Source organism: Micromonospora sp. L31 (assembly GCF_052068075.1).
Taxonomy (GTDB): Bacteria; Actinomycetota; Actinomycetes; order Mycobacteriales; family Micromonosporaceae; genus Micromonospora; species Micromonospora purpureochromogenes.
Genome location: NZ_JBQHDC010000003.1, coordinates 240,348 through 266,651, shown reverse-complemented (window position 1 = coordinate 266,651; position 26,304 = coordinate 240,348). Strand labels below are relative to the sequence as shown.

The window sequence follows — 26,304 nt, the reverse complement described above, 5'->3', positions numbered from 1 at the left end:
AGTCTAGCCGGGGGACGGGTCCCCGGGTTGCCCGCGTCGTCGCGACAGCGCCCGGGGACCGGCGGTTCAGACCAGCGAGTCGCGCCACTGCCGGTGCAGGGCGGCGTACCGGCCACCGGCGGCGGCGAGCCGCGCGGGCGGTCCGTCCTCCACCACCCGACCCCCGTCGAGGACCAGCACCCGGTCGGCGGTCTCGACCGTGGAGAGCCGGTGCGCGATCACCAGCGCGGTGCGGTCGCGCAGCACGGTGGCGAGCGCCCGCTGCACCAGCCGCTCGGTCGGCACGTCCAGCGACGAGGTCGCCTCGTCGAGGATCAGCACCCGCGGGTCGGCCAGGAACGCCCGGGCGAACGCGACGAGCTGCCGCTGCCCGGCGGAGAGCCGGCCGCCGCGCCGGTGCACCTCGGTGGCGTACCCGTCGGGGAGCGCGGCGATGAAGTCGTGCGCGCCGATCGCCCGCGCGGCGGCCTGCACCGCCGCGTCGTCGGCGCCGGGGCGGCCGAACCGGATGTTCTCCGCCACCGTGTCGCTGAACAGGTGGTTCTCCTGGGTCACCAGCACCACCGCGCGGCGCAGTTCCGGGTCGGCCAGGTCGCGCAGGTCGATCCCGTCCAGCTCGACGGCGCCGCTGTCCGGGTCGTGAAAGCGGGCCAGCAGCTTGGCGACGGTGGACTTGCCCGCCCCGGTCGGCCCGATCAGCGCGACCGTCTGCCCGGCCGGCACCCGCAGGTCCAGCCCGACCAGGATCGGCGTGCCCGGCCGGTAGCCGAAGGAGACCGACCGGAACGCCACCGCCCCGCGCCCCGGCCCGGTGGGCAGCGGCACCGGCTGTGCCGGTTCGGGTACGCCGGGCCGCTCGTCGAGCACCCCGGCCAGCTTCTCCAGCGCCGCCGTCGCCGACTGCAACGAGTTGTAGAACTGGCTCAGCTCCTGCATCGGCTCGAAGAAGCGGCGCAGGTAGAGCAGGAAGGCGGCGAGCACCCCCACCTCCGTCGCGCCGCCGAGCACCCGCCAGCCGCCGTACCCGAGCACCACCGCGACGGTGACGTTGCCGATCACCTTGATCCCCGGCGAGTAGGTGGCGATCAGCCGGAACGCCCGCAGGTTGGCCCGCCGGTACCCGTCGTTGACCGCCCCGAAGATCTGCTGGTTGCGCGGTTCCCGCCGGTACGCCTGCACGGCGCGGATGCCCCGCAGCGACTCCACGAAGTGCACGATGACCAGCGCCACCGCCTCCCGGCTGCGCCGGTACGCGTCGGCCGACGCGCGGGCGAACCAGCGGGACAGCAGGTAGAGGAACGGGAAGGCGAGCAGGGTGACCGCGGCCAGCGGCAGGTCCAGCCAGAGCAGGATGGCGGCCACGGAGAGCACCGACAGCGCGGCGGTCACCAGGCTGTCGATGCCGCCGTCGACCAGCTCGGCGATGGATTCCAGGTCGCTGGTCAGCCGGGACACCACCCGGCCGGAGGTGTAGCGCTCGTGGAAGCCGACGGAGAGGCGCAGGAAGTGCCCGTACACCCGCCGGCGCAGCTCCAGCAGGACGGCCTGGCCGATCCGCGCGGAGAGGGTGAGGAAGCCGCGCCGGGCCGCGTACTCGGTCACCGCCGCGACCACGAAGGCGCCGGCGACGGCGGCCAGCGGGCGCGCGTCGCCGGCCCGCAGCGGCGCGATGGCCCGGTCGATGCCGAGCATGACCAGGTACGGCCCGGACATGGCGGCCACGTTCTGCGCCAGCAGCAGGCCCACCGCCAGGCCCAGCCGGCCCCGGTGCGGGCGCAGCAGCTCGCCCAGCAGCGCCCGGCTGCGGGCGCGCAGGTGGGCCACCGCCTCGGGTGCGGTGTCCTCGGCGCGGCTGCGGTCGGCGTCCGGATCGGTGGCCAGCCCCCGCCAGCGGGACTCCTCGGGTGGCTCGGCCCGCTGCCGGGGCAGCCGGAGTGTCATGAGTGCACCAGACCGGGCGCGGAGTTCGGCTCCGCGGAGAGCACCGCCCGGTACGCCGGCACGGTGGCGAGCAGCTCGGAGTGCCGCCCCACCGCGACGATCCGGCCCCCGTCGAGCAGCGCCACCCGGTCGGCCAGCGCGACGGTCGACGGGCGGTGCACCACCAGCAGCGCGGTGGTGTCCCGCAGCACCCGTCTCAGCGCCGCCTCGACCAGCGCCTCGGTGTGCACGTCCAGGGCGGAGAGCGGGTCGTCCAGCACGAGCAGCGCGGGCCGGCCGAGCACCGCCCGGGCCAGCGCGAGCCGTTGCCGCTGCCCGCCGGAGAGCGACAGTCCCTGCTCGCCGACCCGGGTCGCCAGCCCCCACGGCAGGTCGTACGCGAACTCGGCCTGGGCCAGCGCCAGCGCGGCCCGGACCTCCTCCTCGTCGGCGTCGGGGCGGCCCAGGGTGAGGTTCTCCCAGACCGACATGGAGAACAGCGTCGGCTCCTCGAAGGCCACCCCGACCAGCCGGCGCAGCGAGGCCAGCCGCAGGTCGCGCAGGTCGTGCCCGTCCAGCGTGATCCGCCCGCCGGTCACCTCGTGCAGCCGGGGCACCAGGGAGAGCAGGGTGCTCTTGCCGGTGCCGGTGGCGCCCACCAGCGCCAGCGTCTCGCCCGGCTCCACGGTCAGCTCGACCTCCCGCAGCAGCGGCTCGGGCGCGCCGGGATAGCGGAACGAGACGCCCTCGAAGCGCAGCCGGCCCCGCACCGCCGCCGGGGCGAGCGTGACCGCGTGCGGCGCGTCCACGATGGACGGCGGCGTGTCCAGCACCTCCTGGATCCGGTCGGCCGCGGTCGCCGCCTCCTGGGCGTTCGCGATGATCCAGCCCAGCGACTGCACCGGCCAGATCAGCATCAGTTGCAGGCTGACGAAGGCGACCAGCTCGCCGATGGTGAGGGTGCCCCGGGCGGCGAGCGCCGCCCCGCAGACCAGCACCACGCCGAGGGTCAGGTTGGGCACCAGGTCGAACAGCGCGGAGGTACGGGCCAGCAGCCGGGCCTTGTCGACGCCGGTGTCGTGCAGCGCCCGGGCCCGCTCGCCGAACCGGGCGACCAGTTCCGGCCCCCGCCCGTACGCCTTCATGGTGCGCAGGCCCTGCGCGGTCTCCTCGACCAGGGTGGCCACGTCGCCCTGCTGGTCCTGCATCCGGCGGGACGCGGCGTGGTAGTGCCGGGCGAACCGGCGACTGATCAGGAACAGCGGCACCGCGCTGGCCGCCACCAGCAGGCCCAGCGGGCCGTGCAGCCGGATCAGCAGGGCCACCACCGCGAGGTAGGTGATCAGGTTGAGCACCAGGAAGAGCAGGCCGAAGGAGAGGAACCGGCGGATCACCGACAGGTCGCTGGTGATCCGGGAGAGCAGCTGGCCGGACTGCCACCGGTCGTGGAAGCCCGCCGGGAGCCGTTGCAGGTGGGCGTAGAGGTCGGCGCGGATCGCCGACTCCATGCCCACCGAGGAGGAAGACTGGGTCCACCGCCGGATGAAAATCAGCACCGCCTCGGCGAGCCCGAGCAGCAGGGCCAGGCCGCCGAGGCGGAGCAGCCCGTCGGCGTCGTGCCGGGCGATCGGGCCGTCGACCACCCGCTGCACCACCAGCGGCACCGCCAGGCTGGCCGCGGTGGCGGCCAGCGCCGCGAGCAGCAGCCAGCAGTACTCGCCCGCGTACGGGCGCAGGTAGGGGCCCAGTCGCCGGAGGTTGTGCAGCGGGCGCGGCCGGGCGTCCACCCGGTGGGTCGGGTCGCCGTCGCGCTGCGCGGGCACTACCCGACGGTAGCGTCAGATGACGGCCTCACCGCTGTCAGCTTGCCGTCACTCGCCGCTCATGACCGAGCAGCCATTCCTTCACGTCCAGCCCCCAGCGGTAGCCGCCGAGCGTCCCGTCGGTGCGCAGCACCCGGTGGCAGGGGACGAAGAGGGCGGCGGCGTTGCGGGCGCAGGCGGCGGCCGCCGCCCGTACGGCGGCCGGCCGGCCGGCCAGCCCGGCGAACCCGGTGTACGTCACCGGATCGCCCGGCTTCACCTCGCGCAGCACCTCCCAGGCGTGGGTCATGAACGCCCCGCCGCTGTACTGCCGTACCGGCACCCCGTCGATGGCGGTCAGGTCACCGTCCAGGTAGGACCGGACGGCGACGGTGACGGGGCCGAGGTCGGCGCGGTGCCGCAGCGCCCCGCGCAGGCTCGGGTGCACCAGCGGGAGCAGGTTCTCCGGGGCCGGGGTGAAGCCGGCCGCCCGGACGGCCCCGTCCGGGCCGGCCAGGACGCTCAGCGGGCCGGCGGGAGTGTCGATGACGGTGCTGTCGATGCTCATGCTGCTCTCCAGAGTCGGATCACCGCGTACGAGCGCCAGGGGCGCCAGCGTTCGGCGTGGGTGTCGAGGGTCTTCGGGTCGATGGGCAGGCCGAGGGCGGCGGCGCCCCGGCCTACCGCGAGGTCGGTGGGGAGCAGGACGTCCGGGTCGCCGAGGGCGCGCATGGCCACGTAGCCGGCGGTCCACGGCCCGATCCCGGGCACGGCGGTCAGCCGCCGGACCACCTCCTCCCGGTCCCCGCCCGGGTCGAGGTCGATCTCGCCGGAGGCGACGGCCCGGGCCAGCGCCCGCACCGTCTCCCGCCGCCCCGCCGGCATCCCGAACGCCGAGTCCGGCAACCCCGCCACCTCCTCCGCCCGAAGAAACCCCCGCAGCCCGCCCGCCGTGCCCGCGCCGTGATCATGAAGTTGTTGTCGCGACACGCCGTCGTCGGGGGCAACAACTTCATGATCACCGGGGATGGTCAGGGGGCGGGCGGCCTGGAGGAGGCGGGTGAGGGTGGTGCGGGCGGAGCGGACGGAGACCTGCTGGCCGACCACGGCGCGCAGGGCCGCCTCGAATCCGTCCACCGCGCGGGGCAGGCGGATGCCGGGCTCGGCCGCCACCGCGGCGGCCAGGGCCGGATCGGCGGCGAGGGTCTCGTCGATGGCCTGCGGGTCCGCGTCGAGGTCGAGCAGGCGGCGGCAGCGGGCCACCGCGGGGGCCAGGTCGCGCATGTCGGCCAGGCGCAGGGTCGCCGAGACGTGGCCGGCCGCCGGGGTCAGCGCCACCTCCGCGGCGCCGTGCGGCAGTCGCAACCCCCGGCGGTACGTCCCGTCGCGTACCTCCTCCACGCCCGGCAGCGCGCGGAGCGCGAGGAAGTCCAGCAGCGCGGCGGCGTGCAGCGGTGGCCGGTACGCCAGCCGCAGCGTGATCGTCCCCGCGCCGCCCGCCACCGGCCGGCCGCCCCGCGCCACCCGCAGCTCCGACGGGGCGATGCCGAAGACCTCGCGGACCGTGTCGTTGAACTGCCGGACGCTGCCGAACCCGGCCGCGAAGGCGATCTCCGCCATGCCCAGCCCGGTCGTCTCGATCAGGGTGCGGGCGGTCTGCGCCCGCTGGGCCCGGGCCAGCGCCAGCGGGCCGGCGCCCAGCTCGGCGCGGAGCATCCGGTGCAGGTGCCGCTCGGTGTAGCCGAGCCGGGTGGCCAGCCCCGGTACGCCGTCCCGGTCGACCACCCCGTCGGCGATCAGCCGGACGGCGCGGCCCACCACGTCGGCCCGGACGTCCCACTGTGGCGAGCCGGGCGCCGCGTCCGGGCGGCAGCGGCGGCAGGCGCGCAGTCCGGCGCCCTGCGCGGCGGCGGCCGACGGGAAGAACCGGACGTTCTGCCGCTTCGGCGTCATCGCCGGGCAGGACGGCCGGCAGTAGATCCCGGTCGACGTCACGCCGGTGTAGAACCAGCCGTCGAAGCGCTGGTCACGGCTGTCCACGGCCCGGTAGCACCGTTCGAAGTCCAACTCCACGCCACCGATGATGCCCGCTGGTCAGGCCGATGGCTCGCGGGAATCGGACCTGGGCGTGGCGACGCCCGACACCCCGGCCGCGAGTCGGCCGGGGCGCCTGGCGTATCCCGTTCGCGCCCCCGGCGCAGGTGCGACCGGGAGCGCCCTCGCGGGTCAGCGCGGGGACGGGGCGGGGCCCGGCGTCCGGGTGCCGATCGGGCTCGGCACCCCCGGCGGCCGGGGCGCGCCGGGGTGCGCCGGGCTGGCCGCCGGCGGTTCCGACGGCACGACTCTGGCGGGGCTGGGGACGCCCGGCGGCGGGGGCGTCTGCGGAGCGGTCGGGCTGGGCAGCGGGGGTCGGGGCGCGGGGGTCGGGTCGGAGCTGGGGGAGGGGACCGGCTCGGCCGAGCGCGGCGACGGGGTCGGGGCGGTGGGGGCGGCCGGGCGGGGGGCGTCCGAGCCGGCCTGGGCGATGGCGAGCGGGGCGGCGATCAGGACGGCGGCGAGCGTGCCCACCGCGCCCATGGTCACCGTGGCGCGGCGTCGGGTCCGGGCTCGTCGTTCCGCCGGCGGCAACTGGTCCTGCACTGTCGGGGCCTCCTCGGCAAGGTCGGTCAGGGTGTCGCGGATCAGGTCTTCGAGGGGGGACGTCATCGCCGTACCTCCAGGAGTTCGACATCCGGCAGGAGCTCGCGCAGCCGAGAGACGGCGCGATGGGTACGGCTGCGGACGGTGCCGACCGAGCAGCCCAGCACCTGGGCCACCTGGGTCTCGGTGAGGTCCTCGTAGTAGCGCAGGACCACCACGGTCCGCTGCGCCGGCGGCAGGTGCCGCAGCGCCGCCCGCATGGCCAGCCGCAGGTCGGTGCCGCCGCTGGGATCGGCGGCGGGCACCTCGTGCGCGCCGGTGAGCAGCGACTCCCGGTACCGGCGCAGCCGCCGCCACCAGCTCACCTGCTCCCGGTACATGACCGTGCGCAGGTAGCCCTCGGGGTCGGCGTTGCGCAGCGTCCGCCAGCGCGGGATCGTCCGCGCCAGCGCCGACTGGACCAGATCCTCCGCCGCGTGCCGGTCGCCGGTGAGCAGGTACGCGACCCGCATCAGCGCCGGCGTACGGCTCGCCACGAACTCGGCCAGCCGGGCCCGTTCGTCCTCGTCCACGCATCCTCCCCGGTCCGCTCCTACCGATACAGACGCCGCAGCTCGGGCCAGCTATCCGTTGCGGGGCAAGGAATCTGACGCGAGAAATTGTCGGTAGTGGTCGGTACGGTCCGGCCACCAACTCAAGAAGGGTGCGGGGGCGATGGCGAGCGTGGCCGGGCGGGGTGCCCGCTGATGCGGTCGGGGCGGGCACGGCTCGACCGCGCGGTGGTGCAGGGCTTCTACGACCGGATGCGGGCGGTGGCGCCGGCGGCGTACGGGGCGATCGAGCGGGACCGGGTCGGTGAGCCGGGGCGCCCGTTCGGGGAGACGGCGTGCGGCCGGCTCGCCGCGTCGCTGGATCCGGCCGGCGTGCGGGCGCTGGGCATGTGGGCGCACCACTGGTGCATGCGCTTCTACGACGACGACACCCGCCCGGGGCTGCGGCTGGTCCGCGAGATCGCCGGCCGGCGCGGGCTGGGCTGGACGGCCGACGAGGTGCGCTGGATGCTCGGCGAGTCGTACGCGGCCGGCCCGTCCGCCGCGCACCGGTTCACCCTGCCGCTGGCCGCGGCGGCCGAGCTGCCCGCCGGGGCGCTGCCGGAGGCCGACACCCTCGGGGCGGACTGGCGCCTGGCCGGCTGACCCGCCCCGCCGAGGCGGCCGACGGGTCCGGACGCCGCGCCACCGGGGCGGGCGGGCAGTTGCGCCACCACCATCGCCGCCACCGCCAGCGCGAAGCCGGTGAGCTGGGTCGGGCTCAGCGCCTGGTCCAGCACGATCCAGCCCAGCGCCGCGGCGGTCAGCGGGCTCAGCGCGCCGAGCACGGAGACCTGCGTCAACGGCAGCCGCGCCGCGCCCCGGAACCACAGCACGTACGCCAGCGCGGTGCCGACCAGCCCGAGCCAGGCGTACCCGAGCAGGGCCGGGCCGTCCGGGGCCGGCGGCGCGCCCTCGACCGCGACGGCGACCGGCGTGACCAGCAGGCCGCCGGCGGTGAGCTGCCAGCTCGTCGCGGCCAGGGTGCTGATTCCGGCCGGGCGGCCCCAGCGGCGGGTGAGCACCAGCCCGGTGGCCATCGCGGCGGTGCCGGCCAGGCCGGCGGCCACGCCGAGCGGGTCGGTGCCGGCATCCGGCCGGAGCACGACCAGCGCGACGCCCAGCGGGGCGGCCACGGCGGCCAGCAGGGCGAGCCGGTGCGGCCGGTCCCGCAGCACCAGCACGGTGAGGCCGGCGACGAGCAGCGGCTGGGCGGCGCCGAGCACGGCGGCGGTGCCGCCCGGCAGCCGGTACGCCGCGAGGAAGAGCAGCGGGAAGAACGCGCCGATGTTCAGCGCCCCGAGCAGGGCGGCCCGCCACCACCAGGAGCCGTGCGGCCGGCGACGGGTCAGCGCGAGCAGCAGCAGCCCGGCGGGCAGGGCCCGCAGCGCGCCGGACCAGAGCGGCCGGTCCGGCGGCAGCAGCTCGGAGGTGACCAGGTAGGTGGTGCCCCAGACGGTGGGCGCGAGGGCGGTCAACGCGATGTCGGTGCGGCGACGGCTCATCGGGCACTCGATTCTCTTTGCAGTAAGTAGCTTAGTGCTAAGCTAATCACCCGTGAGCGAAAAGCGGAAGGGCGACGTGGGGCACAATCCGGGGGTGACCGACCGGGACGACGTCGACCTCATCGTCGAGCAGTGGCGCCGCGAGCGCGCCGGGATGCGGCCCGAGCCGATGGCGGTCTTCGGCCGGATCTACCGGCTGGCCCGGATCGTCGGCGACGCGCAGGAGCGGGTCTACGCCGACTGGGGCATCGGCCGTGGCGAGTTCGACGTGCTGGCCGCGCTGCGCCGCAGCGGCGAGCCGTACACGCTGGCGCCGAAGGAGCTGGCCGCCGCGCTGATGCTCACCTCGGGCGGGATGACCGGCCGGCTCGACCGGCTGGAACGGGCCGGGCTGCTGCGCCGCGCGCCCGACCCCGCCGACCGGCGGGGCCTGCGGGTGACCCTGACCGACACCGGCCGCCGTGCGGTCGAGGAGGCCGCCGAGGCGGGGCTGGCGGTGCAGCGGAGGATCCTCGACGCCCTGCCCCCGGCGGACCAGACCCGCCTGGGTGACCTGCTGCGCGCGCTGCTCGCCGCCGCCGAGGCGGGCTGACCAGGTACGACGGCCGGGCCGGCCATGACGCAGGATGAGGCCGTCACCCCGCCCGACGGAAGGATCATCCGTGCCCGCCAGCGAACCCACCATCGTCGCGACCAGCATGGGCTTCAGCAGCCGGGACCGCGGCCCCTGGGACGCGAAGCCCGGGCCGGTCTTCGACCTGATGGCCGAGCTGGCCGGGGCCGACGAGCCGAAGATCTGCTACCTCAACCAGGCGGTCGGCGACCAGCCCACCGCGTTCACCGTTTTCTACGGCGCCTTCGCCGGCACCCGGTTCCGCCCCTCCCACCTGGCGCTGTTCCCGATGCCGACGGTCGACGACATCCGGGACCACCTGCTCGCCCAGGACATCATCTGGGTCGGTGGCGGCAGCGTCGCCAACCTCTGCGCCGTCTGGCGGGTGCACGGCCTGCCGAAGATCCTGCGTGAGTGCTGGGAAGCCGGCGTGGTGCTCGGCGGCGTCTCCGCCGGTTCGATCTGCTGGCACGTCGGCGGTGCCACCGACAGCTTCGGCCGCACGCTGCGCGCCTTCACGGACGGCCTCGGGTGGCTGCCGTACGGCAACGGGGTGCACTACGACAGCGAGGAGCAGCGCCGCCCGCTGATGCACCGGCTGGTCGGCGACGGCACCCTGCCGGTCAGCCACTGCACGGACGACGGGGTGGGGCTGGTCTACCGGGGTACCCGGCTGGCCGAGGCGGTCGCCGACCGCGAGGGCGTCGCCGCGTACGAGCTGACCCCGGACGGCGCGGGCGGCGCCCGGGAGACCCGGATCGAACCCCGGCTGCTCACCGCCTGAGCGCCGGTCGCCGGCCCCTTCGGGTACGCGCACGGTGCGGCCCGGTTCAGCCCGTCTCGGCCCGCCCGGGGCGGTGCCGGAGCGCGGCGTCGAAGACCTGGGCCAGCTCGGCCGCGTCCTCCCCGGCGTGGTGGGTGTGCGGCACGTCGGTCAGGCCCAGCTCGTGCTTGATGATCCCCTTGCGGGTCCGCACCCACTCGCAGCCGGTCCGCCCCATCCACCAGCTACGCAGGTCCACGCCGGAGCCGGTCGCGCCGAACGGGCTGCGGCCGGTGAACCGGACGAAGTACCAGTGCACGAACATGCCGTCCCAGACGGCGGGCGCCGCCAGGAAGACCGGCCGGCCGATCGGGCGCAGCCCGTTGACCCAGCTCGCGGCGGCGGCCATCGCCTCCTCGGCGGTCGGCGCCTCCCGCAGCAGCCGGTCCCGGTCGAGCCCGGAGACCGCGAGGGCGGCCGGCACGAACTCCTCGGAGATCGGCTTCAGCTCGGTGTAGAAGGTGAGGTCGGGTCGCCCGGCCACCGCCATGCCCAGCGAGATCATGCTGTACGGGCCGGGGATCGGGCCGTCCGCCTCGACGTCCACCGCCACGTACAGCTCCGGCAGCCGCTCGTCCGCCCCGCTCGTCATCCGGGCAGGCTAGCAACGCTGTCGGCGTACCCGGGACGTCTTTTCCCCCGGCTGGTGGGCCTACCTGCCGGGTGTCGGCGGACACCGGCGTAAGCTGGCTCGTCGTGAGTCTCTCCATCGGCATCGTCGGCCTGCCCAACGTCGGCAAGAGCACCCTGTTCAACGCGCTCACCAAGAACGACGTGCTCGCCGCGAACTACCCGTTCGCCACGATCGAGCCCAACGTCGGCGTCGTCGGGCTGCCGGACGAGCGGCTGGCCACGCTCGCGGAGATCTTCGCCTCGCAGAAGGTGCTGCCGGCGCCGGTGTCGTTCGTCGACATCGCCGGCCTGGTGCGGGGCGCCTCCAAGGGGCAGGGCCGGGGCAACGCCTTCCTGGCCAACATCCGCGACGCCTCGGCGATCTGCCAGGTGGTGCGCGCGTTCTCCGACCCGAACGTGGTGCACGTCGACGGGAAGATCTCCCCGGCCGACGACATCGAGACGATCAACACCGAGCTGATCCTCGCCGACCTCCAGACCCTGGAGAAGGCGCTGCCGCGGCTGGAGAAGGAGGCCAAGCTCCGCAAGGACCGGGCCGCCGCGGTCGCCGCCGCCAAGGCCGCCGTCGACGTGCTCGACGGCGGTACCACGCTCTACGCCGGCGCCGCCGCCGCGAAGATCGAGCTGGAGCACCTGCGCGAGCTGCACCTGCTCACCACCAAGCCCTTCCTGTACGTCTTCAACGTCGACGAGGCCGAGCTGGCCAACGCCGAGTTCCTCGACGAGCTGCGCGCGCTGGTCGCGCCCGCCGAGGCGGTCTTCATGGACGCGAAGATCGAGTCCGAACTGGTGGACCTGCCCGAGGAGGAGGCCCGCGAGCTGCTGGAGTCGATCGGGCAGAACGAGCCCGGCCTCAACCAGCTCGTCCGGGTCGGCTTCCGCACGCTCGGGCTCCAGACGTACCTGACGGCGGGCCCCAAGGAGGCGCGCGCCTGGACCGTCCCGGTCGGCGCGACCGCGCCGGAGGCCGCGGGCGTCATCCACAGCGACTTCCAGCGCGGCTTCATCAAGGCCGAGGTCGTCTCCTACGCCGACCTGGTCGAGGCCGGATCGATGGCGGCGGCCAAGGCCGCCGGCAAGGTCCGGATCGAGGGCAAGGAGTACGTCATGCAGGACGGCGACGTGGTGGAGTTCCGCTTCAACGTCTGAATCCGGCCCGCTCCGGCGTCACCGGCGAGTCTTCGGCTCGATGCGCACCTTGACTGCGGCGCGAACTGCCATTCGATCCGAACCGTCCGGGTGGCGTGGTCGACGATCAGGTGGCTGGAGACGGCGAACGGCTATTTCCATGTGCGACGGGCTCCCCGACCTGCGTAGGAAGGGGGCATGGCCAACGAGGTGACCGTTCCGCTGCTGCCCTGCGCCTCCATCGACGACATGGTCGATTTTTACGAGGTTCTCGGTTTTCGTACGACCTACCGGCAGCGCAAGCCCAACCCGTACGTGGCATTGCAGCGTGAAGACCTGCATCTTCACTTCTTCGAGATCGCCGGCTTCGACCCGGAGCAGTCCTACGGCTCCTGCCTGGTCCTCACCTCGGACATCGAAGGACTGCACCGGGCGTTCGCCGCAGGCATGCGCGCCACGTACGGGAAGGTTCTGGTGTCCGGAACGCCGCGCATGACCCGGCCTCGGGCGCGGAAGAACTCTGACGGGGTGAGCGGGTTCAGCGTCATCGACCCCGGCGGCAACTGGATCCGCGTCGTCCACCAGGCCGCCGCCCCTGAACCCACGCCAGCGGGGCGCCTGGCCAAGGCTCTGGCGAACGCTGTCGTGCAGGCCGATTCCAGGGGCGATGTCCGGCAGGCCGTCCGGATCCTCGACAGCGCACTGGCCCGCCCCCAGGCCGGGGACGATCCGGTCGCACAGATAGAGGTCCTCGTGTACCGCGCCGAACTCGCGGTGGTGCTGCACGACCTTGATACCGCAAGCGAGATGCTGGCCCGTGTCGAACGCGTCGTGCTGAACGCGGATGAATCAGAACGGGCGGCCTCCGCGTTCGAGAACGCCGCCGAACTCGCGGCGACGCTCAGGTGATTCGGCAACGCAGGCGAGTTTCGCCTGCCAGTCAACCTTCGGGCTGTACCCGTCGTCCTTGGTGAGGACGGAAGGAGATCGGGTGCGGCGGAAGAAACGCTTCGACGGGTTGGACGTCCTCGTCGCCGAACGCGGCGGTGCGCTCCTCGCGACGGCGGTCCTGCTGACCGGCAGCCGGGTCGCTGGGGAGGACCTGTTGCAGGTGGCGCTGGAACGGCTGATGCGGAACTGGAGCCGGGTACAGGGCGACAAGGAGGGGTACCTGCGTCGCACGCTGTACCACCTTGCGGTTGACCGGTGGCGGCTCCGCGGGCGCCGACCGGAGGTGTTGGCCGAGATTGAGCCGCCGGGCCAGGCGGACGGTACCGAGGCGCTGCACCTCCGGCAGGCACTCATCCAGGCGCTGGCCATGCTGCCGCCGCGGCAACGGGCCGTGCTGGTGCTCCGCTACTGGGAGCAGTTCAGCGAATCCGAAGCCGCCGAGCTGCTCGGCTGCTCGGTTGGCACCGTCAAGTCGACCGCCTCCCGGGGGCTGGCCCGGCTACGCGAGCTCACGGCCGCCTGGGTGCTCGAAGACGCAGGCATGAACGGAGTGGGTAGATGACCACTGACCTGGAAAATCAGCTGACCGTCGGGATGCGGGACGAGGTCGCCGGCTTGGCGTTCACCCGTGACGTACTGGGGGAAGCCACTCGACGGCACCAGCGGCGCACCGCCTTGCGCCGCACCGCGTACGCCGTTGGCGTCGTCGGTGTGGCCGGGGCGCTTGCCGCGGCCATGACCGTGGGCGGCGGCACGGCAGTCTCGCCCGGGCCGGTTGCCGAGCGGCCCACGGCGACGACGGCCGACACGCCGCAGCTGCGGCTGGCCGCAGCTGCCGCGGCCAGCGAGAACATCAGTTACCGGGTGAGGGTCACGACCACCGTGAAGGACAAGCTCCCGCCGAAGAATGAACTGCCCGAGCCGGTGAGCCCGAGCTGGGTCACCAAGGGAGCCTTCGATCCGGCGACGGCCACCGGCTACCTGGACTCGCCGTACACGGGTCTGCGTCCCATGGTCGCCGCAGGCTTCGAACATGAGCGGCTGGTCAACGGCGTCCGGTACATCGGTACCCGGGACGGCTCCGCGCCTGACAACGGCAAGATCGTTTGGAGCCGATACCCGGGCCAGCAGGCCAACCTGGACTACGACCTCGTGTTGGGCGGTGGCCTGGCCGCTTCGGCGGATCCGCAGGGGCTGTTCGGTGCCCTGCGGCGGGCCGGGGCCAAGGTCACCGAGACCCCCGATGGCGCCTACCACTTCGAGGTCCAGGTGAAGGACGTTCCCTCGCGGGGCGCCGTCGACCGTCTCGTGGGCGAGGTGACGCTCGGCGCGGACAAACGAATCGCGAAGGTGGCCTACGACCGTAAGGTTTCCGTCACCAGGGGTAAGGTCTTCACCTACCACCTGCACGTGGTCACCGAACTGTCCGACTACGGCACGCCAGTGAAGGTCGAACCGCCGGCCCACTTCCATACGTGGTCGTCCAAGTAACTGATTCGGACGAAGCGCCTCGGCGATGACGACGGGCGTACCCGGGCGAGCCGAGCAGCACCTGTGTCTGATGATGCCGCTCTGACGGCCCTATGCGGCCAGCCTCGTGACCCCAAGGACAAACATGAAGGAGACAGGCCCGACTACGAGCCCAGACAGGTACCCGATACCGAGCGCCCGTGTCTGCCGGAAGAACAACGACACAAGTGCGCTCACCAGCAGGAGGCCGCCGAGCGCCAAGCAGGCCAGCGCCCCGAGGGTGTAGATGTTGAACCCGCTGTCCGGTGTGGCGGTGGCCGCGAACACCTCCACGTACTGATGAATGAGTGCCAGCGGAGCAAGCGACAGTGCCACTCCGGGAACAGCCCCGATCAGGCTCGGCACCACCGCTGCCACGGTTGGGCGCGGAGGTGTCGGCACCGGTGCCGCCTGGTTTCCGGCTGTGGGCACGAACCAGTGCCAACGCTGGTCTGATCCGGACATTCGCGGAGCCTCCCGCGCCAACCGTACCAATGACATGGCAGCCAAGGAGGGACGCATCGACCGATGCTGAGTGACTTTCTGGGTGACCACGGGCGCGAGCAATGTCGGACGCTGGTGGACCTCGGACAGGCGAGTCCCAAGGCTCAAGCAGTTCATTGACTGCTGGTGGTCTTTTCGGGGCGAAAGGGGCCAACCTCCGTCAGCGGGGTGGCCGGCGGAGGTTGACCGCCATGGGAGTGAGCATCGAAAAGGCAAGACGTAGCCTCAGCGCATGCGGGGAGCGTCCATCATCCCTGGTGGCACGACGCCGGCGGCGTAGGACGTTACGCCGACCATCCACAGCAGAATCAGGACGGCGGTTCCACTCAGCGCTCCGACGCCAGCGCCGCGAAATCTGGTGCGTAGTAGAAGCATTGCCACCACAACGGTGACAACCGCTGGACAGAAACCGACGAACGCCAGGGCGAAAAACCACTCCCCCACGTTGTCGTTTCCTACCGGCCCCCACCCGAGTCTCCACAGCAACAAAGCGTGGGGAAGCGCGGCAACAAATGCCCCGCTGACGTGCGATATCCAGCCGGAGCGCAACAGGGGGATCTCCACGCGCTTCAACGTAAGGTGCACGGCTAGGTCTCGTCCGCAGGCCGGCGGGCGGGGCCGTGCCCGCCGCGTGCCCGGTGCAGCGGTCAACACTGGCCCACACAACGTCTGATTCCGGCCCCTTCCCGCAGGTCAGGCGGTTGGCTACGTCCGTTTCGAGGGCTGACGGGATCGGAAAGCGGCCCTATTGCGTGCGCTCAGGGTGCATGTCGCCCGGCGTCACTGGGCGGCCAGGGACGCTCATGCACAACTGTCCCGGCTCGGCACCGCACACCGGGCAGGGGCGGTACGACTCGACGGACCCCGGATCGAGGTCCCTCGCCTGGGCCGCTCGGACGATGTCATCGGCCGCTCGGTGCAGCTCAAGGTCCCGATGTCTCACGGCAGCCTTGTGGATTCGCTGGAGCGCGCTTCGCGCCAGCTCCCCTGGGTCAGTCATCCGACTGACCTTCCCGCCGTGCGCGCCGTCACACGCACCCCTGTTGCCCTGCGGATAGCGCGGTGCCGGCCTGCTCCAGCATGTCGAAGCACTACTGGTCGCAGCACCGACGCGCGAGGTGGACGGTGAGGTCGGCGGCAATCTCGACCGTCTCGGGCAGGACCTGCATGATCTGACTGAATACCTGCTCCCGCTCCGGGGTCGGTAATTCGAGATAGGCCGAAATGGTCGAGAGATGGCCGACGTAGTCGCGAACACTCATCGTCGCCCGTCGCACGATCACGGACTGCCGAACATCGGCGAACCACTCAGACCGGCGGAGCTCCGTACCCGGCCACTGCATGTCATGTCCAGGAGGCGTCCCATCTGGAGACGGAACATCGTCGCTCTCCAAGAACGGTGCCCGGGCCGCGCGAACAGCTTCTTCCAGAGCCGGGTCGGCCAGCTGGAGTGGTCCACCGAACGAGGCGAACACGCCACCCGGCTCCAGCAGCGCGGCCATGCGCGACCACCGGCCCTCCGGATTCGTCCAATGCAGCGCCGCTGCCGCATACACCAGCCCGTAGCGCTCGCCCGGTCGCAAGTCCTCGAACGCGGCTTGCACGGTCTTGACGTTTGCTGCCACGTGCTTACGCAGCTCGGCGAGCATGGCCCCGTCAGGCTCGGTCGCGGTGACCGTCAACCCTCGTTCAGCGAACAGCCGCGTTGCTTTGCCGGTCCCGGCGCCAATCTCCAGGGCAGTCCGGACCGGTTGACCCGCGTACGTCATCACCATGTCGAAGAGTTTTACGGGATACCCCAACCGGAACCGTTCGTATGCTTCCGCCACCACTCCGAAGCTCAGTGCGCGACGAGACATGGCGAGCATCCTGGCACGATCTGCGCCGTCGATGCCCGGACTTTCCGCGCGACCCAGCCGCCAGGTCGGTACAGGTGACGGGAGGGCTGCCCAAGTTCCGCCTCAACGTCCGATTCGGGCCTCCGCCCCCTGGTCGGGCGCGGTGGGCGGGGTGGTCGGTCTGCCAGCCGACGTCGGCCAGGCAGCGTGGCCCGACGCTGATGAATGGCTGCTGTCCCATCGGGTACGCGGACTGCGGTACGCGAAGGATCAATTGTCCGGGTGCGGAAACGCGCACGACTGATCTGACGTACGCGAGAGGGGATGCCGGCGATGAAGGACAGGATCCTGAAAGGGTTGCGGAAGAGGGCGAGCGCGATCGTGGTGCGCCGCCGAGCCAAGGATTCCGTGATCAGCAAGCCGACCGGCGCCAGAAGGCCCGGCAGGCGTTTCCAGTGAGAGCGCGACCGGCCGGGGGCTGAACGGCCACCCGGCCGGTGGCGAGGACCCGATTTCGACATCAATCTGCGGGAGTTGCCGTCGGGCCAGCGCCTCCGGCAGGTCCTCCGGCTTGGCGGAGGCGGCCGACTCGCGTCGCGTGGCGCCCGGGTACGCCCCCTGGACCGGCCCCGCCCCTCAGTGGCAGAGGGACTCGATGAACGGCTCGAAGTCGGGGAACTCGGCCCGCGCCGCCTCGATCACCTCGGGCGCGGTCTGTCGCGCCTGCGGCGCGTACCGCTCGGCGATCGTCGTGCGACGGGCGTCCGGGCGGGGCTGGTGCTCGTGCTGCGGCCACATCGTCGCCTCCATCGGGCCGAAACCGCCCGCGAGCAGCCAGAGGTAGGCCGCCAGGTCGCGGGCGATCACGGACATCTCACCCTCGGAGCCGAGGAACACCACCGGCTGGCGCTCGATCGGCTCGCCGGGGCGGACCAGCCAGCAGGCCGCCAGCCCGCCCGTGCCGTCCTGGCCGAAGATCCGGAAGTCGACCCCGTCCATCGAGGGGTTGCCGCTCCACGCCTGCCACCACTCGGCGGTCTCGGGGAGGGTGAGGAAGGCGTCGTACGGCTCGAAATCGATGCCGTCGCCGCCGTCGTAGTCGAAGCCACCGTCGTGGGCCTCCCGCAGCGGGGCGGGGAGCGTGAGTTGTCCTCCGGTCACCGCCGCACCCTAGCGGCGGCCCCCGACACGTCCGCTCAGCTCGGTCCCTCGTCCGGGCGCCGGACCAGCAGGTAGCAGCGTTGCGTCTCGCCCTCCTGCGGGTGGTGTGCCCGTTCCAGCCGAGCCTCCTCGGTGAAGCCGGCCTCGCGCAGTGCTCCGGCGACGGTCTCCACCTCGTGGTAGTGGAAGTCGACATCGACGTGGTGGCCCCACCAGTCGGTCAGCCGCTGCACCTCGGCGCCCACGTGGAACGCCACCAGCAGCGGGCCGCCGGGCCGCAGCACCCGCCGCATCTCGGCGAACGCCGGCCGCAGCTCCGCCGGGCGCAGGTGGATGACCGAGTAGAGCGCCACCGCCGCGCCGAACTCGCCGTCCGCCGCCGGCAGGCTCAGCAGGTCACCCTGGCGGAACTCCACCTCCGGGTACCTGCGCCGGCCGGCGGCGACCATCGCGGGGGAGAGGTCGACGCCGACGGCGACGACGGCGCGCTCCGCCAGCCAGGCCGCCACGTGCCCGGGCCCGCACCCCAGGTCGGCCACCGGCCCGACGCCGGCCCGCTCGACGAGGGCCGCGAGCAGCGCCCGGTCGAGGGGCTTGCCGGCCAGTTCGTCGCCGATGCGTTCCCAGTACGTCTCGGCCACCGTGTCGTAGCTCCGGCGTACCCGGTCGTGGTCGGTCGCGCGGGGCACGCCGTCGGAACCGTCCGGGGCGATCACCGGTCCACGACCTCGACCATCCGGCCGTTCTCGTAACGGAACCGGCGGGGCGGCCACATCGTCCGTACCAGCTCCAACATGGCGGCACGCTCGGCGGCCGCACGGCCGGTCGGGTCCACCACCCGGAAGCCGAGCAGGGCGATCCTGTCCGCGTCCAGATCGTCGGGCTTCCGGCGACCCTCCAGGACGAAGCCGAACAGGTGGCGCAGCGCCTCCTCGCCCAGCGTCAGCGGGTGGTAGGGCAGCGGGTACGGCTCGTCGTCGGTCCACCCCGGCACGGGCCGCACCGGGTGCTCGCCCGCCCGGTACGGCAGCTCGAAGGCGTACGGCGTGCCGATGTCCTCGCCGACACCGCCACCGGGGGAGACGCTCAGTGAGCGGACCAGCTCCCCGTCCTCCCAGACGGCGAAGGCCAGCCAGTCGACGACCGAGTGCATCGCGTGCAGGACGACCCGCCGGCCGGCGGCCAGCCCCAGCAGGTGAGCCGGCAGCTCGGATGGACGGTCCACCATGAACCGCTGGTCGCAGAGGATGTCGACGCCGGGCAGGCTCGCCGCGTAGGTCACGTCGTCCGGCGGGTAGCTGCCGTCGGAGAGGGTGCTGCCAGCGGTGGCGCGCACGTCGAAACCCGGGTGCGCGGCGGCGGACCAGTTCGGCTGTGCGGCGAGCGTCGGGTGTGCCGCCGCGTCGGAGTGCGCTCGGCACGTCCCCGTCGGCGAAGGCCAGCAATCCGGTCTTGGCGCCCATCCACCACTCCCCGTCGGTCTCATGCGATGCCGGCGACGCTAGCCGGAAGCTACGACAGCCGGGGGGTCAGGAGATGTAGTGCAGGATCACGTTGTGCACGTGGTGGCTCTTCTGCGCGCCCCGGAACTCCACCTCGTAGGTGTGCGTGCCGACGTGGACGGCGATCGCTCCGGTGGAGAAGAACGAGCCACCCCACGACTTGTTGCTCACCACGCTCACGCTGGTGATCTTCGAGTACGGGATGCTGGTGATGGCGTACCGCTTGCCGATGAACGACCGGTCCTGAATGATCACGCGCCGGTCGGTGAGCCCGATGAACCCGGTGCCGGTGCCGACGGCGTCGTAGACGGCGATGATCTGCTCTCCGTCGAGCAGTCCACTCTGGATCTGCTGGAACTGCTCCTTGCGGTCGTACGTCGCATTGGCCATGGATCCCACGGTAGGAAGCGGACGCCAGCCGGCCCGGTCGACTAGTCTGCACGCCGCACGGGGGACACGGGGGAAGGAACGCGACATGACCACGGACGACACCAGGTCGAGGCAACCGGCGTCGCCCGGCCTCGCCGAGGCGGCCGCGGGCGAGTGGGAGCCGTGGGCGGGTCCCCGGCCGTCGCACGGGCGGATGAACCGCCTGGCGGTCGCCGCCTTCGTCCTCGGCCTGCTCGGCGGCGTGCTGGGGGCGGTGGCCGGGGTGTTCGCGCTGTGCCGGATCAGGCGGACCGGCGAGCGGGGCCGGGGTCTGGCGGTCGCCGGCCTGGTGCTCTGCGGCGTCTGGGCGCTGGCGCTGGTGCTGGTCCTCACCGGGGTGGTGTCCCGGCCCGACCCGGCGGTCGGCGTCCGGGGGCTGCGGGCGGGTGACTGCTTCCGCGTCGACGACACCCCCACGGGTACGCGCACCGCGCCGGAGGAGGTCACCACGGTGCCCTGCACCACGCCGCACGACGCGGAGCTGGTCGACCGCCTGCCCGCCTACGTTCGGCACGCCGGTGAGGCGTACCCGGGTACGGCCGCGCTGTCTGCGCGGGCCGAGACGGCCTGCCGGCAGCAGCAGCGCAGCTACGTCCTCGACCCGCTCTCGCTCCCGCCGGACGTGCGGCTGCGCTGGTACGTCCCGTCGCGGGTCGAGTGGCCGACCTATCCGCAGATCACCTGCTATCTGGCCGCCGGGTCGACGCCGTTGACGAGGCAGCTGCGCCAGGACGCCACGGTGGTCCGCCCCGAGCAGTTGGCCTACCTGATGGCGACCCGCGAGCTCGACGAGGCCCGGGCGGTCCTCGCCGCCCACGGCCCGACCGCCGCGCCGGCCGAGCTGCGCGCCATGGTGGCCCGGACGGCGACGGCCAACGGCCGGTTCTGGCTCGCGCTCAGCGCCCAGGCGTGGCCGGCGCAGGTCAAGGAGCCGATGGAGAAGCTGATCGCCGAGGCGCAGGAGGCCGCGGCGTACTGGCGGGACGCCGAGAAGGCCGCCGACCGTGACCAGACGCTCCGGCTGGTGGCGCAGGCCGAGCAGCGTCGCGAGCCGCAGACGGAGCTGGCCGTACGCCGGGCCCTGGGTCTGTCCACCGTGCAGGGCGAACCGGCGCGCTGACACCCGCGAGCCCCGCCGGTCGCGTCGGGGGACGCGGCGCGGCAGGGCTGCGGAGGTGCGGTCGTCAGTGGTTGGTGCGCGGGTCGTCGTCGCGGCTGCGGCTGCCCGACTTCGCCAGGCCCCGGCTGACCAGATAACCGATGGTCAGCAGGGTGATGTACCACCAGGCCTTGTCGGCGGCGAAGTAGTCCCCGCCGTTGTTGGCGGCGCCGTCGCCGACGGCGTTCGAGGCGATCAGCACGCCGATCACGGAGAGCAGGTAGACGGCGAGCTCGGTGGTCTTCCACGAGGGCTTGGTCTCGTCGCCGTGCCGACGGGCGACCCGCACGTCGTGGTGGCCGAGGTGGTCGCCGTGGTGGTCGACGCCGTGGGTGGTGACGTTGGTGCCGGTGGGCGTGGTCATGTCAGCTCCAAAGGGGATAACTTCGTGTGGGTTAGTCCTCTACGGGCCTTTTCAGTCGGCCCGTGCCGAAGCTTCTACCCTGGGCGACTTCACGGAAACGACAGATTTTCAGGAAAGTCTCAGGAGGGGGCGACGGACCGTCGCCGACCGGCCACTCGGCCGGCCCGGGCCCGCACGTTCCGGCGAGGCCGGGCGGCACCGGCGAGCCCTAGGCTGGGAGCGACGCCGCCGATCACCCCGGCGGTGGGGGACGGGGGCCGACGATGGAGACGGGCCACCAGGCTGCGGCCACGACGGGTGCCGCTCAGGAGGCGGTGACCGCCCGGTACGCGTCCTCGATGCGGGCCGCCAGCAGGACCTCGCCCTCGGTCAGCGGCTCACCGTCGCCGTGCCCGACCCGGATCTGGGTCTCCTCGTCCCGGCGACTGATCTCGGGACGTAGCCGGAGCGCGTCCGCGACCACCTTGACGCGTTCGGTCAGCGCCGCGTGCTGGGTGTCGTCCATCACGAGGGTCCGCCGGATCTGCTCACCCTCGCGGGTCCACCCGGTGAGGAGCGTCAGCGCGTCGCTGAGGTAGTCGTGCTTCGACCGGCTGTTGAACAGCCCGCGCATCACCGCACCTCCCAGGCGTCGTTGCCGGCTTGTGGCCAAATCGTCGCCGTCCCGTGTCCTCGCGATGTTCACTAGTCTGTCGTCAGTGGGACGGTGTGTCCACGCCCACACTTCCGTGTTCTGCTGACCTACCGGTCGGGGACGGTACCCAAACCGACGATTGATCTGGCACGCTGGACGCCCGTGCGGACCGAACGGGTAGGCGGAAGCGGACAGGCCGAGCGGCGCGAGCCGAAGGTGGTCGTCGGGGCGGCAATCATCCGCGACGGGCGGGTGCTGGCCTGCGCGCGGTCCGCGCCGCCGGAGGTGGCCGGGATGTACGAGTTCCCCGGCGGCAAGGTCGAGCCGGGCGAGAGCGAGACCGCCGCGCTGGCCCGTGAGTGCGCCGAGGAGCTGGCCGTACGCGTCGAGATCGGCGACCGCGTGGGCCGCGACGTCCGGATGGCCCACGGCCGCTCGGTGCTCAAGGTGTACGCGGCCCGGCTCCTGCACGACGACCAGCCGAAGGCGCTGGAGCACCAGGCCATGCGCTGGCTCTCCGCCGCCGAACTGGACACCGTCACCTGGCTCCCCGCCGACGTTCCCATCGTGGCCGCCCTCCGCCCCCTCCTGCTGACCGCCCCCTGACCCCCGGTGTCCGCCCGGCGATCATGAAGTTGTCGCCCCGACACGCCGGCCGGCGGGCAACAAGTTCATGATCGACGAGCTGGGCGGCCCGGGGGAAAGCGACAGGGGGGCGAAAAGGGGACGGGGGCCGGCGGCTGTCGCCGCGGCCCCCGTCGATGCTTGTCGTGATCAGTGCTTCTCGTCCTGGCTCGGGTGAGCGAAGTTGAGGTGCTCCGGCGGCAGCGGGAAGGTGACGTCGTCGCCGAACGGCGACGGTGCCGCCGCCCGGTCGAAGGTCAGCTCCGTCAGCGGCAGCCGGCCGGTGGCGTCGACCGCCGGGGCGGTCGGGTGCGGGACCTCGCGGTGCCAGTTCACACCCTGCTGGGCCTGCACCTCGGCGAGCGGATCGTGCGAACCCCCCGCGTGCGAGTGGACCCCAGCCTGACGAGCGCCGCTGTGCACCGCGGACTCCTTCCCCGCGCTGCCCGCGGTGCTCTGGGGCGTGTCACCCCGACGGAAGATCTTGCTACCAAGCCACACGAGGGGATCGTACCTGCGGTCGACGACCCGCTCCTTCATGGGGATGATCCCGTTGTCGGTGATCTTGATGTGCTCGGGGCAGACCTCGGTGCAGCACTTGGTGATGTTGCAGAAGCCGAGGCCCTGCTCGGCCTGCGCGTAATCCTTGCGGTCCGTCTTCGCGTCCAGCGGGTGCATGTCCAGCTCCGCCGCCCGGATGAAGAACCGGGGGCCGGCGAAGGCCTGCTTGTTCTCCTCGTGGTCGCGGATCACGTGGCAGACGGTCTGGCACAGGAAGCACTCGATGCACTTGCGGAACTCCTGCGAGCGCTCCACGTCGACCTGCTGCATCCGGTAGTCCCCGGGCGGCACGTCGGCCGGCGGCGCGAAGGCCGGCATCTCCCGGGCCTTCTCGTAGTTGAACGAGACGTCGGTGACCAGGTCCCGGATGACCGGGAAGGTGCGCAGCGGGGTGACGGTGACCGTCTCGGCCTCCTCGAAGGTCGACATCCGGGTCATGCAGCTCAGCCGCGGCTTGCCGTTGATCTCCATCGAGCAGGAGCCGCACTTGCCCGCCTTGCAGTTCCACCGGCAGGCGAGGTCGGGCGCGTCGGTGGCCTGGAGCCGGTGGATGACGTCGAGGACCACCTCGCCCTCGTTCACCTCGACCGTGTAGTCCTGCAGGTCGCCGCCGGTCTCGTCGCCCCGCCAGATCCGGAACTGTCGCTTGTTGCCCATTACTTGCCCGCCTCCTCAGCGAGGGCGTCGAACTCCGCGAGCTCCTCGTCGGTCAGGTACTTGGCCAGCTCGGCACGGTCGAAGAGGCCGATCAGCTCCGGCCGCATCGTCGGCAGCGGCTTGTGGTCCAGGCGTACGGTGTCGCCGTCCAGGGAGCAGACCAGGTTGACCCGCCGCCACTTCGGCTCCATCGCCGGGAAGTCCTCCCGGGTGTGCCCGCCCCGGGACTCCTGCCGCTCCAGCGCCGCCTTGGCGGTGCACTCCGACACCACCAGCATGTTGCGCAGGTCCAGGGCCAGGTGCCAGCCCGGGTTGTAGCGCCGGCCGCCGCTGGCGCTGACCTTGGCCACCCGCTCGCGCAGCTCCGCCAGCCGGCGCAGCGCGTCGACCAGCTCACCCTCGCGCCGGATGATCCCGACCAGATCCCCCATCACCGCTTGGAGATCCTGCTGGAGGGTGTACGGGCTCTCACCGGTGTCCCGCTGCAGGGGCGCCAGCGCCGTCTCCACCGCCGCCTCCACCGCGCCGATCGACACCTTCGGCCGCGCGCCGAGCTGGTCGGCGTACGACGCCGCGTGCCCGCCGGCCCGCTTGCCGAAGACCAGCAGGTCGGACAGGGAGTTGCCGCCGAGGCGGTTGGAGCCGTGCATGCCCCCGGAGACCTCACCCGCAGCGAAGAGCCCCTGCACGGTGCCGTACGCGGCGCCCGAGTCCGGGTCCACCTCCACGCCACCCATCACGTAGTGGCAGGTCGGGCCGACCTCCATCGGCTCGGCGGTGATGTCGACGTCGGCCAGCTCCTTGAACTGGTGGTACATCGACGGCAGCCGGCGACGGATCTCCTCCGCCGAGCGGCGGGAGGCGATGTCCAGGTAGACGCCGCCCGCGGGCGTACCCCGGCCGGCTTTGACCTCGCTGTTGATCGCGCGGGCGACCTCGTCGCGGGGGAGCAGCTCCGGCGGGCGCCGGTTGTTGTCCGGGTCGGTGTACCAGCGGTCCGCCTCCTCCTCGGTCTCCGCGTACTGCTTGCGGAAGACGTCGGGGACGTAGTCGAACATGAACCGCTTGCCCTCGGAATTCTTCAGCACGCCGCCGTCGCCGCGCACCGACTCGGTGACCAGGATGCCCTTCACCGAGGGCGGCCAGACCATGCCGGTGGGGTGGAACTGGAGGAACTCCATGTTGATCAGCGTCGCCCCGGCGCGCAGCGCCAACGCGTGACCGTCCCCGGTGTACTCCCAGGAGTTCGAGGTGACCTTGTAGGACCGGCCGACGCCGCCGGTGGCCAGCACCACCGCCGGCGCCTCGAAGAGGACGAACTCGCCGGACTCCCGGTAGTAGCCGAACGCGCCGGCGACCCGGTCACCGTCGAGCAGCAGCTCGGTGATCGTGGTCTCGGAGAAGACCTTGATCCGGGCCTCGTAGTCGCCGTGGTCGCGCTTGTCCTCCTGCTGGAGGGAGACGATCTTCTGCTGGAGGGTGCGGATCAGCTCCAGGCCGGTGCGGTCGCCGACGTGCGCCAGCCGCGGGTACTCGTGACCGCCGAAGTTGCGCTGGGAGATCTTCCCGTCCTTGGTGCGGTCGAAGAGCGCCCCGTAGGTCTCCAGCTCCCAGATCCGCTGCGGCGACTCCTTCGCGTGCAGCTCGGCCATCCGGAAGTTGTTGAGGAACTTGCCGCCGCGCATGGTGTCGCGGAAGTGGACCTGCCAGTTGTCCCGGTTGTTCACGTTCCCCATGGCGGCCGCCGCGCCGCCCTCGGCCATCACGGTGTGCGCCTTGCCGAAGAGCGACTTGGAGATGATCGCCGTCTTCTTGCCCGCCAGCCGGGCCTCGATCGCCGCGCGCAGGCCGGCGCCGCCGGCCCCGATCACGACGACGTCGTAGTGGTGTCGTTCGATGCGAGTGGTAGTCGTCATGTCCAGGCGCCCTCTAGTTGATGAACCGCAGGTCGTTGAACCAGCCGGCCGCGACCGCCATGACGTAGAAGTCCGTCAGGGCGAGGGTGCCGAGGGTGATCCAGGCGAGCTGCATGTGCCGGACGTTCAGGGCGGAGACGAAGGTCCAGGCCTTGTAACGCATCGGAGCCTTCGAGAAGTGCTTGAGCCGCCCGCCGATGATGTGCCGGCAGGAGTGGCAGGAGATGGTGTACGCCCACAGCATCACCACGTTGCCGAGCAGGATGATGTTGCCCAGCCCGAAGCCGAAGCCCTTCGGCGAGTGGAAGGCCAGGATCGCGTCCCAGGTGTTGATCAGCGAGATGATCGCGGCGGCGTAGAAGAAGTAGCGGTGCAGGTTCTGCCCGAGCAGCGGGAACCGGGTCTCGCCGCTGTACGCCTTGTGCCCGTCCGGCACCGCGCACGCCGGCGGCGACAGCCAGAACGAGCGGTAGTACGCCTTGCGGTAGTAGTAGCAGGTCAACCGGAACAACAGCAGGAACGGCAGGGTCAGCGCGGCGTCCGGGACGATCCACCAGCCGGGCAGGAACCGGCCGAAGTGCGAGGCACCCTCGACGCACCGGTCGGTCACGCACGGGGAGTAGAACGGGGTCAGGTAGTGGTACGCGTCGACCCAGTACCACTTGTGCATGAAGACCCGGACCGTCGCGTACGCGACCCAGGCGCTGAGCCCGAGGAAGGTGAGCAGTGGGGCGAGCCACCATCGGTCGGTCCGCAACGTCTTCGCCGCGATGGCGGCGCGCGCCCGCGCCCGCAGCGGCTTCGTTGCCGTTGATGTCATTCGAGTCGTCTCCCTGACGGG

General features: G+C 72.3%; 29 protein-coding genes and 1 pseudogene. 9 read left to right on the top strand and 21 right to left on the bottom strand.

Going from position 1 to position 26,304, the window contains the following annotated elements; genetic code table 11:
• Nucleotides 1-66: 66 nt before the first annotated feature.
• The 6 genes from ACTMS9_RS10860 to ACTMS9_RS10835 form a co-directional block, all read right to left on the bottom strand.
• Nucleotides 67-1,941 carry an ABC transporter ATP-binding protein gene (locus ACTMS9_RS10860; protein ID WP_441164840.1) on the bottom strand — a complete coding sequence of 625 codons (1,875 nt, stop codon included), beginning with the start codon at nucleotides 1,939-1,941 and terminating at the stop codon, nucleotides 67-69.
• Complete coding sequence (locus ACTMS9_RS10855) at nucleotides 1,938-3,743, bottom strand: ABC transporter ATP-binding protein (RefSeq protein WP_441164839.1); 1,806 nt, start codon at nucleotides 3,741-3,743, stop codon at nucleotides 1,938-1,940. Before ACTMS9_RS10855 ends, ACTMS9_RS10860 begins: the two co-directional genes overlap by 4 nt.
• A 37-nt stretch (nucleotides 3,744-3,780) precedes the next feature.
• Nucleotides 3,781-4,290: a methylated-DNA--[protein]-cysteine S-methyltransferase gene (locus ACTMS9_RS10850; protein ID WP_441164838.1), complete on the bottom strand. Its 510-nt coding sequence runs from the start codon at nucleotides 4,288-4,290 to the stop codon at nucleotides 3,781-3,783.
• Entirely contained in the window at nucleotides 4,287-5,795 is a 1,509-nt protein-coding gene (locus ACTMS9_RS10845; protein ID WP_441164837.1) for a DNA-3-methyladenine glycosylase 2 family protein, read from the bottom strand. The genes ACTMS9_RS10850 and ACTMS9_RS10845 overlap by 4 nt, the downstream gene beginning before the upstream one ends.
• 153 nt (nucleotides 5,796-5,948) lie before the next feature.
• The gene (locus ACTMS9_RS10840) at nucleotides 5,949-6,428 is read right to left on the bottom strand and encodes a hypothetical protein (protein WP_441164835.1); all 480 of its coding nucleotides are present in this window, start codon (nucleotides 6,426-6,428) and stop codon (nucleotides 5,949-5,951) included.
• A complete protein-coding gene (locus ACTMS9_RS10835; protein WP_179801770.1) occupies nucleotides 6,425-6,934 on the bottom strand; it encodes a SigE family RNA polymerase sigma factor in 510 nt (169 codons plus the stop codon). Before ACTMS9_RS10835 ends, ACTMS9_RS10840 begins: the two co-directional genes overlap by 4 nt.
• Before the next feature lie 174 nt (nucleotides 6,935-7,108).
• Between ACTMS9_RS10835 and ACTMS9_RS10830 the strand changes: the two genes are divergently transcribed.
• Nucleotides 7,109-7,558 (top strand): hypothetical protein, encoded by a 450-nt coding sequence (locus ACTMS9_RS10830; protein ID WP_357610316.1) that lies wholly within the window; start codon nucleotides 7,109-7,111, stop codon nucleotides 7,556-7,558.
• A gap of 77 nt (nucleotides 7,559-7,635) precedes the next feature.
• On the opposite strand, the pseudogene ACTMS9_RS10825 reads toward ACTMS9_RS10830, so the two are convergent.
• Nucleotides 7,636-8,457, bottom strand: a pseudogene (locus tag ACTMS9_RS10825) (EamA family transporter); the annotation flags it as partial.
• 52 nt (nucleotides 8,458-8,509) lie between these two features.
• Between ACTMS9_RS10825 and ACTMS9_RS10820 the strand changes: the two are divergent.
• Both ACTMS9_RS10820 and ACTMS9_RS10815 read left to right on the top strand, forming a co-directional pair.
• Nucleotides 8,510-9,049, top strand: a complete 540-nt coding sequence (locus ACTMS9_RS10820; protein ID WP_308495021.1) for a MarR family winged helix-turn-helix transcriptional regulator — start codon at nucleotides 8,510-8,512, stop codon at nucleotides 9,047-9,049.
• A 70-nt stretch (nucleotides 9,050-9,119) separates the two neighbouring features.
• Complete coding sequence (locus ACTMS9_RS10815) at nucleotides 9,120-9,854, top strand: Type 1 glutamine amidotransferase-like domain-containing protein (RefSeq protein ID WP_441142419.1); 735 nt, start codon at nucleotides 9,120-9,122, stop codon at nucleotides 9,852-9,854.
• Between the two features lie 46 nt (nucleotides 9,855-9,900).
• Here ACTMS9_RS10815 and ACTMS9_RS10810 read toward each other — a convergent pair whose 3' ends face one another.
• Entirely contained in the window at nucleotides 9,901-10,485 is a 585-nt protein-coding gene (locus ACTMS9_RS10810; RefSeq protein ID WP_441164832.1) for an exonuclease, read from the bottom strand.
• A gap of 104 nt (nucleotides 10,486-10,589) precedes the next feature.
• On the opposite strand from ACTMS9_RS10810, the gene ychF reads away from it, so the two are divergent.
• The 4 genes from ychF (at nucleotide 10,590) to ACTMS9_RS10790 (ending at nucleotide 14,096) form a co-directional block, all read left to right on the top strand.
• Complete coding sequence (gene ychF / locus ACTMS9_RS10805) at nucleotides 10,590-11,675, top strand: redox-regulated ATPase YchF (protein ID WP_441142421.1); 1,086 nt, start codon at nucleotides 10,590-10,592, stop codon at nucleotides 11,673-11,675.
• Nucleotides 11,676-11,852: 177 nt separating this feature from the next.
• Nucleotides 11,853-12,563 (top strand): VOC family protein, encoded by a 711-nt coding sequence (locus ACTMS9_RS10800; protein ID WP_441164830.1) that lies wholly within the window; start codon nucleotides 11,853-11,855, stop codon nucleotides 12,561-12,563.
• 82 nt (nucleotides 12,564-12,645) lie between these two features.
• Nucleotides 12,646-13,167: a SigE family RNA polymerase sigma factor gene (locus ACTMS9_RS10795; protein WP_441142423.1), complete on the top strand. Its 522-nt coding sequence runs from the start codon at nucleotides 12,646-12,648 to the stop codon at nucleotides 13,165-13,167.
• The gene (locus ACTMS9_RS10790; protein WP_441164829.1) at nucleotides 13,164-14,096 is read left to right on the top strand and encodes a hypothetical protein; all 933 of its coding nucleotides are present in this window, start codon (nucleotides 13,164-13,166) and stop codon (nucleotides 14,094-14,096) included. The genes ACTMS9_RS10795 and ACTMS9_RS10790 overlap by 4 nt, the downstream gene beginning before the upstream one ends.
• Nucleotides 14,097-14,186: 90 nt before the next feature.
• Here ACTMS9_RS10790 and ACTMS9_RS10785 read toward each other — a convergent pair whose 3' ends face one another.
• From ACTMS9_RS10785 to ACTMS9_RS10750, 8 genes are all read right to left on the bottom strand, one after another.
• Complete coding sequence (locus tag ACTMS9_RS10785; RefSeq protein ID WP_441164827.1) at nucleotides 14,187-14,483, bottom strand: hypothetical protein; 297 nt, start codon at nucleotides 14,481-14,483, stop codon at nucleotides 14,187-14,189.
• A 360-nt stretch (nucleotides 14,484-14,843) separates the two neighbouring features.
• Nucleotides 14,844-15,182, bottom strand: coding sequence for a hypothetical protein (locus ACTMS9_RS10780; protein WP_441164825.1), 339 nt, complete (start codon nucleotides 15,180-15,182; stop codon nucleotides 14,844-14,846).
• A gap of 181 nt (nucleotides 15,183-15,363) precedes the next feature.
• Entirely contained in the window at nucleotides 15,364-15,618 is a 255-nt protein-coding gene (locus ACTMS9_RS10775) for a zinc finger domain-containing protein (RefSeq protein WP_441164824.1), read from the bottom strand.
• Between the two features lie 91 nt (nucleotides 15,619-15,709).
• Complete coding sequence (locus tag ACTMS9_RS10770) at nucleotides 15,710-16,486, bottom strand: class I SAM-dependent methyltransferase (RefSeq protein WP_441164823.1); 777 nt, start codon at nucleotides 16,484-16,486, stop codon at nucleotides 15,710-15,712.
• Nucleotides 16,487-17,092: 606 nt separating this feature from the next.
• Entirely contained in the window at nucleotides 17,093-17,617 is a 525-nt protein-coding gene (locus tag ACTMS9_RS10765) for an SMI1/KNR4 family protein (RefSeq protein WP_441142430.1), read from the bottom strand.
• Nucleotides 17,618-17,652: 35 nt separating this feature from the next.
• Nucleotides 17,653-18,333, bottom strand: a complete 681-nt coding sequence (locus tag ACTMS9_RS10760; RefSeq protein ID WP_441164822.1) for a class I SAM-dependent methyltransferase — start codon at nucleotides 18,331-18,333, stop codon at nucleotides 17,653-17,655.
• On the bottom strand, nucleotides 18,330-18,953 hold the full coding sequence (locus ACTMS9_RS10755) for a DUF6928 family protein (protein WP_441164820.1): 624 nt from the start codon (nucleotides 18,951-18,953) through the stop codon (nucleotides 18,330-18,332). Before ACTMS9_RS10755 ends, ACTMS9_RS10760 begins: the two co-directional genes overlap by 4 nt.
• A gap of 193 nt (nucleotides 18,954-19,146) precedes the next feature.
• Entirely contained in the window at nucleotides 19,147-19,509 is a 363-nt protein-coding gene (locus ACTMS9_RS10750) for a PH domain-containing protein (RefSeq protein WP_088960401.1), read from the bottom strand.
• Nucleotides 19,510-19,594: 85 nt separating this feature from the next.
• Between ACTMS9_RS10750 and ACTMS9_RS10745 the strand changes: the two genes are divergently transcribed.
• Nucleotides 19,595-20,668, top strand: a complete 1,074-nt coding sequence (locus ACTMS9_RS10745; protein ID WP_441164819.1) for a DUF4190 domain-containing protein — start codon at nucleotides 19,595-19,597, stop codon at nucleotides 20,666-20,668.
• A gap of 64 nt (nucleotides 20,669-20,732) precedes the next feature.
• On the opposite strand, the gene ACTMS9_RS10740 is transcribed toward ACTMS9_RS10745, so the two are convergent.
• Nucleotides 20,733-21,071, bottom strand: a complete 339-nt coding sequence (locus ACTMS9_RS10740; protein WP_247658321.1) for a hypothetical protein — start codon at nucleotides 21,069-21,071, stop codon at nucleotides 20,733-20,735.
• A 304-nt stretch (nucleotides 21,072-21,375) separates the two neighbouring features.
• Nucleotides 21,376-21,684, bottom strand: a complete 309-nt coding sequence (locus ACTMS9_RS10735; protein WP_154942109.1) for a 4a-hydroxytetrahydrobiopterin dehydratase — start codon at nucleotides 21,682-21,684, stop codon at nucleotides 21,376-21,378.
• 237 nt (nucleotides 21,685-21,921) lie between these two features.
• Here ACTMS9_RS10735 and ACTMS9_RS10730 point away from each other — a divergent pair, with 237 nt between their 5' ends.
• The gene (locus ACTMS9_RS10730; protein ID WP_374103781.1) at nucleotides 21,922-22,311 is read left to right on the top strand and encodes a (deoxy)nucleoside triphosphate pyrophosphohydrolase; all 390 of its coding nucleotides are present in this window, start codon (nucleotides 21,922-21,924) and stop codon (nucleotides 22,309-22,311) included.
• Between the two features lie 168 nt (nucleotides 22,312-22,479).
• Here the strand turns inward: ACTMS9_RS10730 and ACTMS9_RS10725 are convergent, their stop codons facing one another.
• From ACTMS9_RS10725 to ACTMS9_RS10715, 3 genes are read right to left on the bottom strand one after another with little or no spacing between them, the layout of a single operon-like run.
• Entirely contained in the window at nucleotides 22,480-23,547 is a 1,068-nt protein-coding gene (locus ACTMS9_RS10725; protein ID WP_441164817.1) for a succinate dehydrogenase/fumarate reductase iron-sulfur subunit, read from the bottom strand.
• Nucleotides 23,547-25,463 carry a fumarate reductase/succinate dehydrogenase flavoprotein subunit gene (locus tag ACTMS9_RS10720; RefSeq protein ID WP_441142436.1) on the bottom strand — a complete coding sequence of 639 codons (1,917 nt, stop codon included), beginning with the start codon at nucleotides 25,461-25,463 and terminating at the stop codon, nucleotides 23,547-23,549. The genes ACTMS9_RS10725 and ACTMS9_RS10720 overlap by 1 nt, the downstream gene beginning before the upstream one ends.
• A gap of 13 nt (nucleotides 25,464-25,476) precedes the next feature.
• Nucleotides 25,477-26,283 carry a hypothetical protein gene (locus ACTMS9_RS10715; protein WP_441164816.1) on the bottom strand — a complete coding sequence of 269 codons (807 nt, stop codon included), beginning with the start codon at nucleotides 26,281-26,283 and terminating at the stop codon, nucleotides 25,477-25,479.
• Between the last annotated feature and the right edge of the window lie 21 nt (nucleotides 26,284-26,304).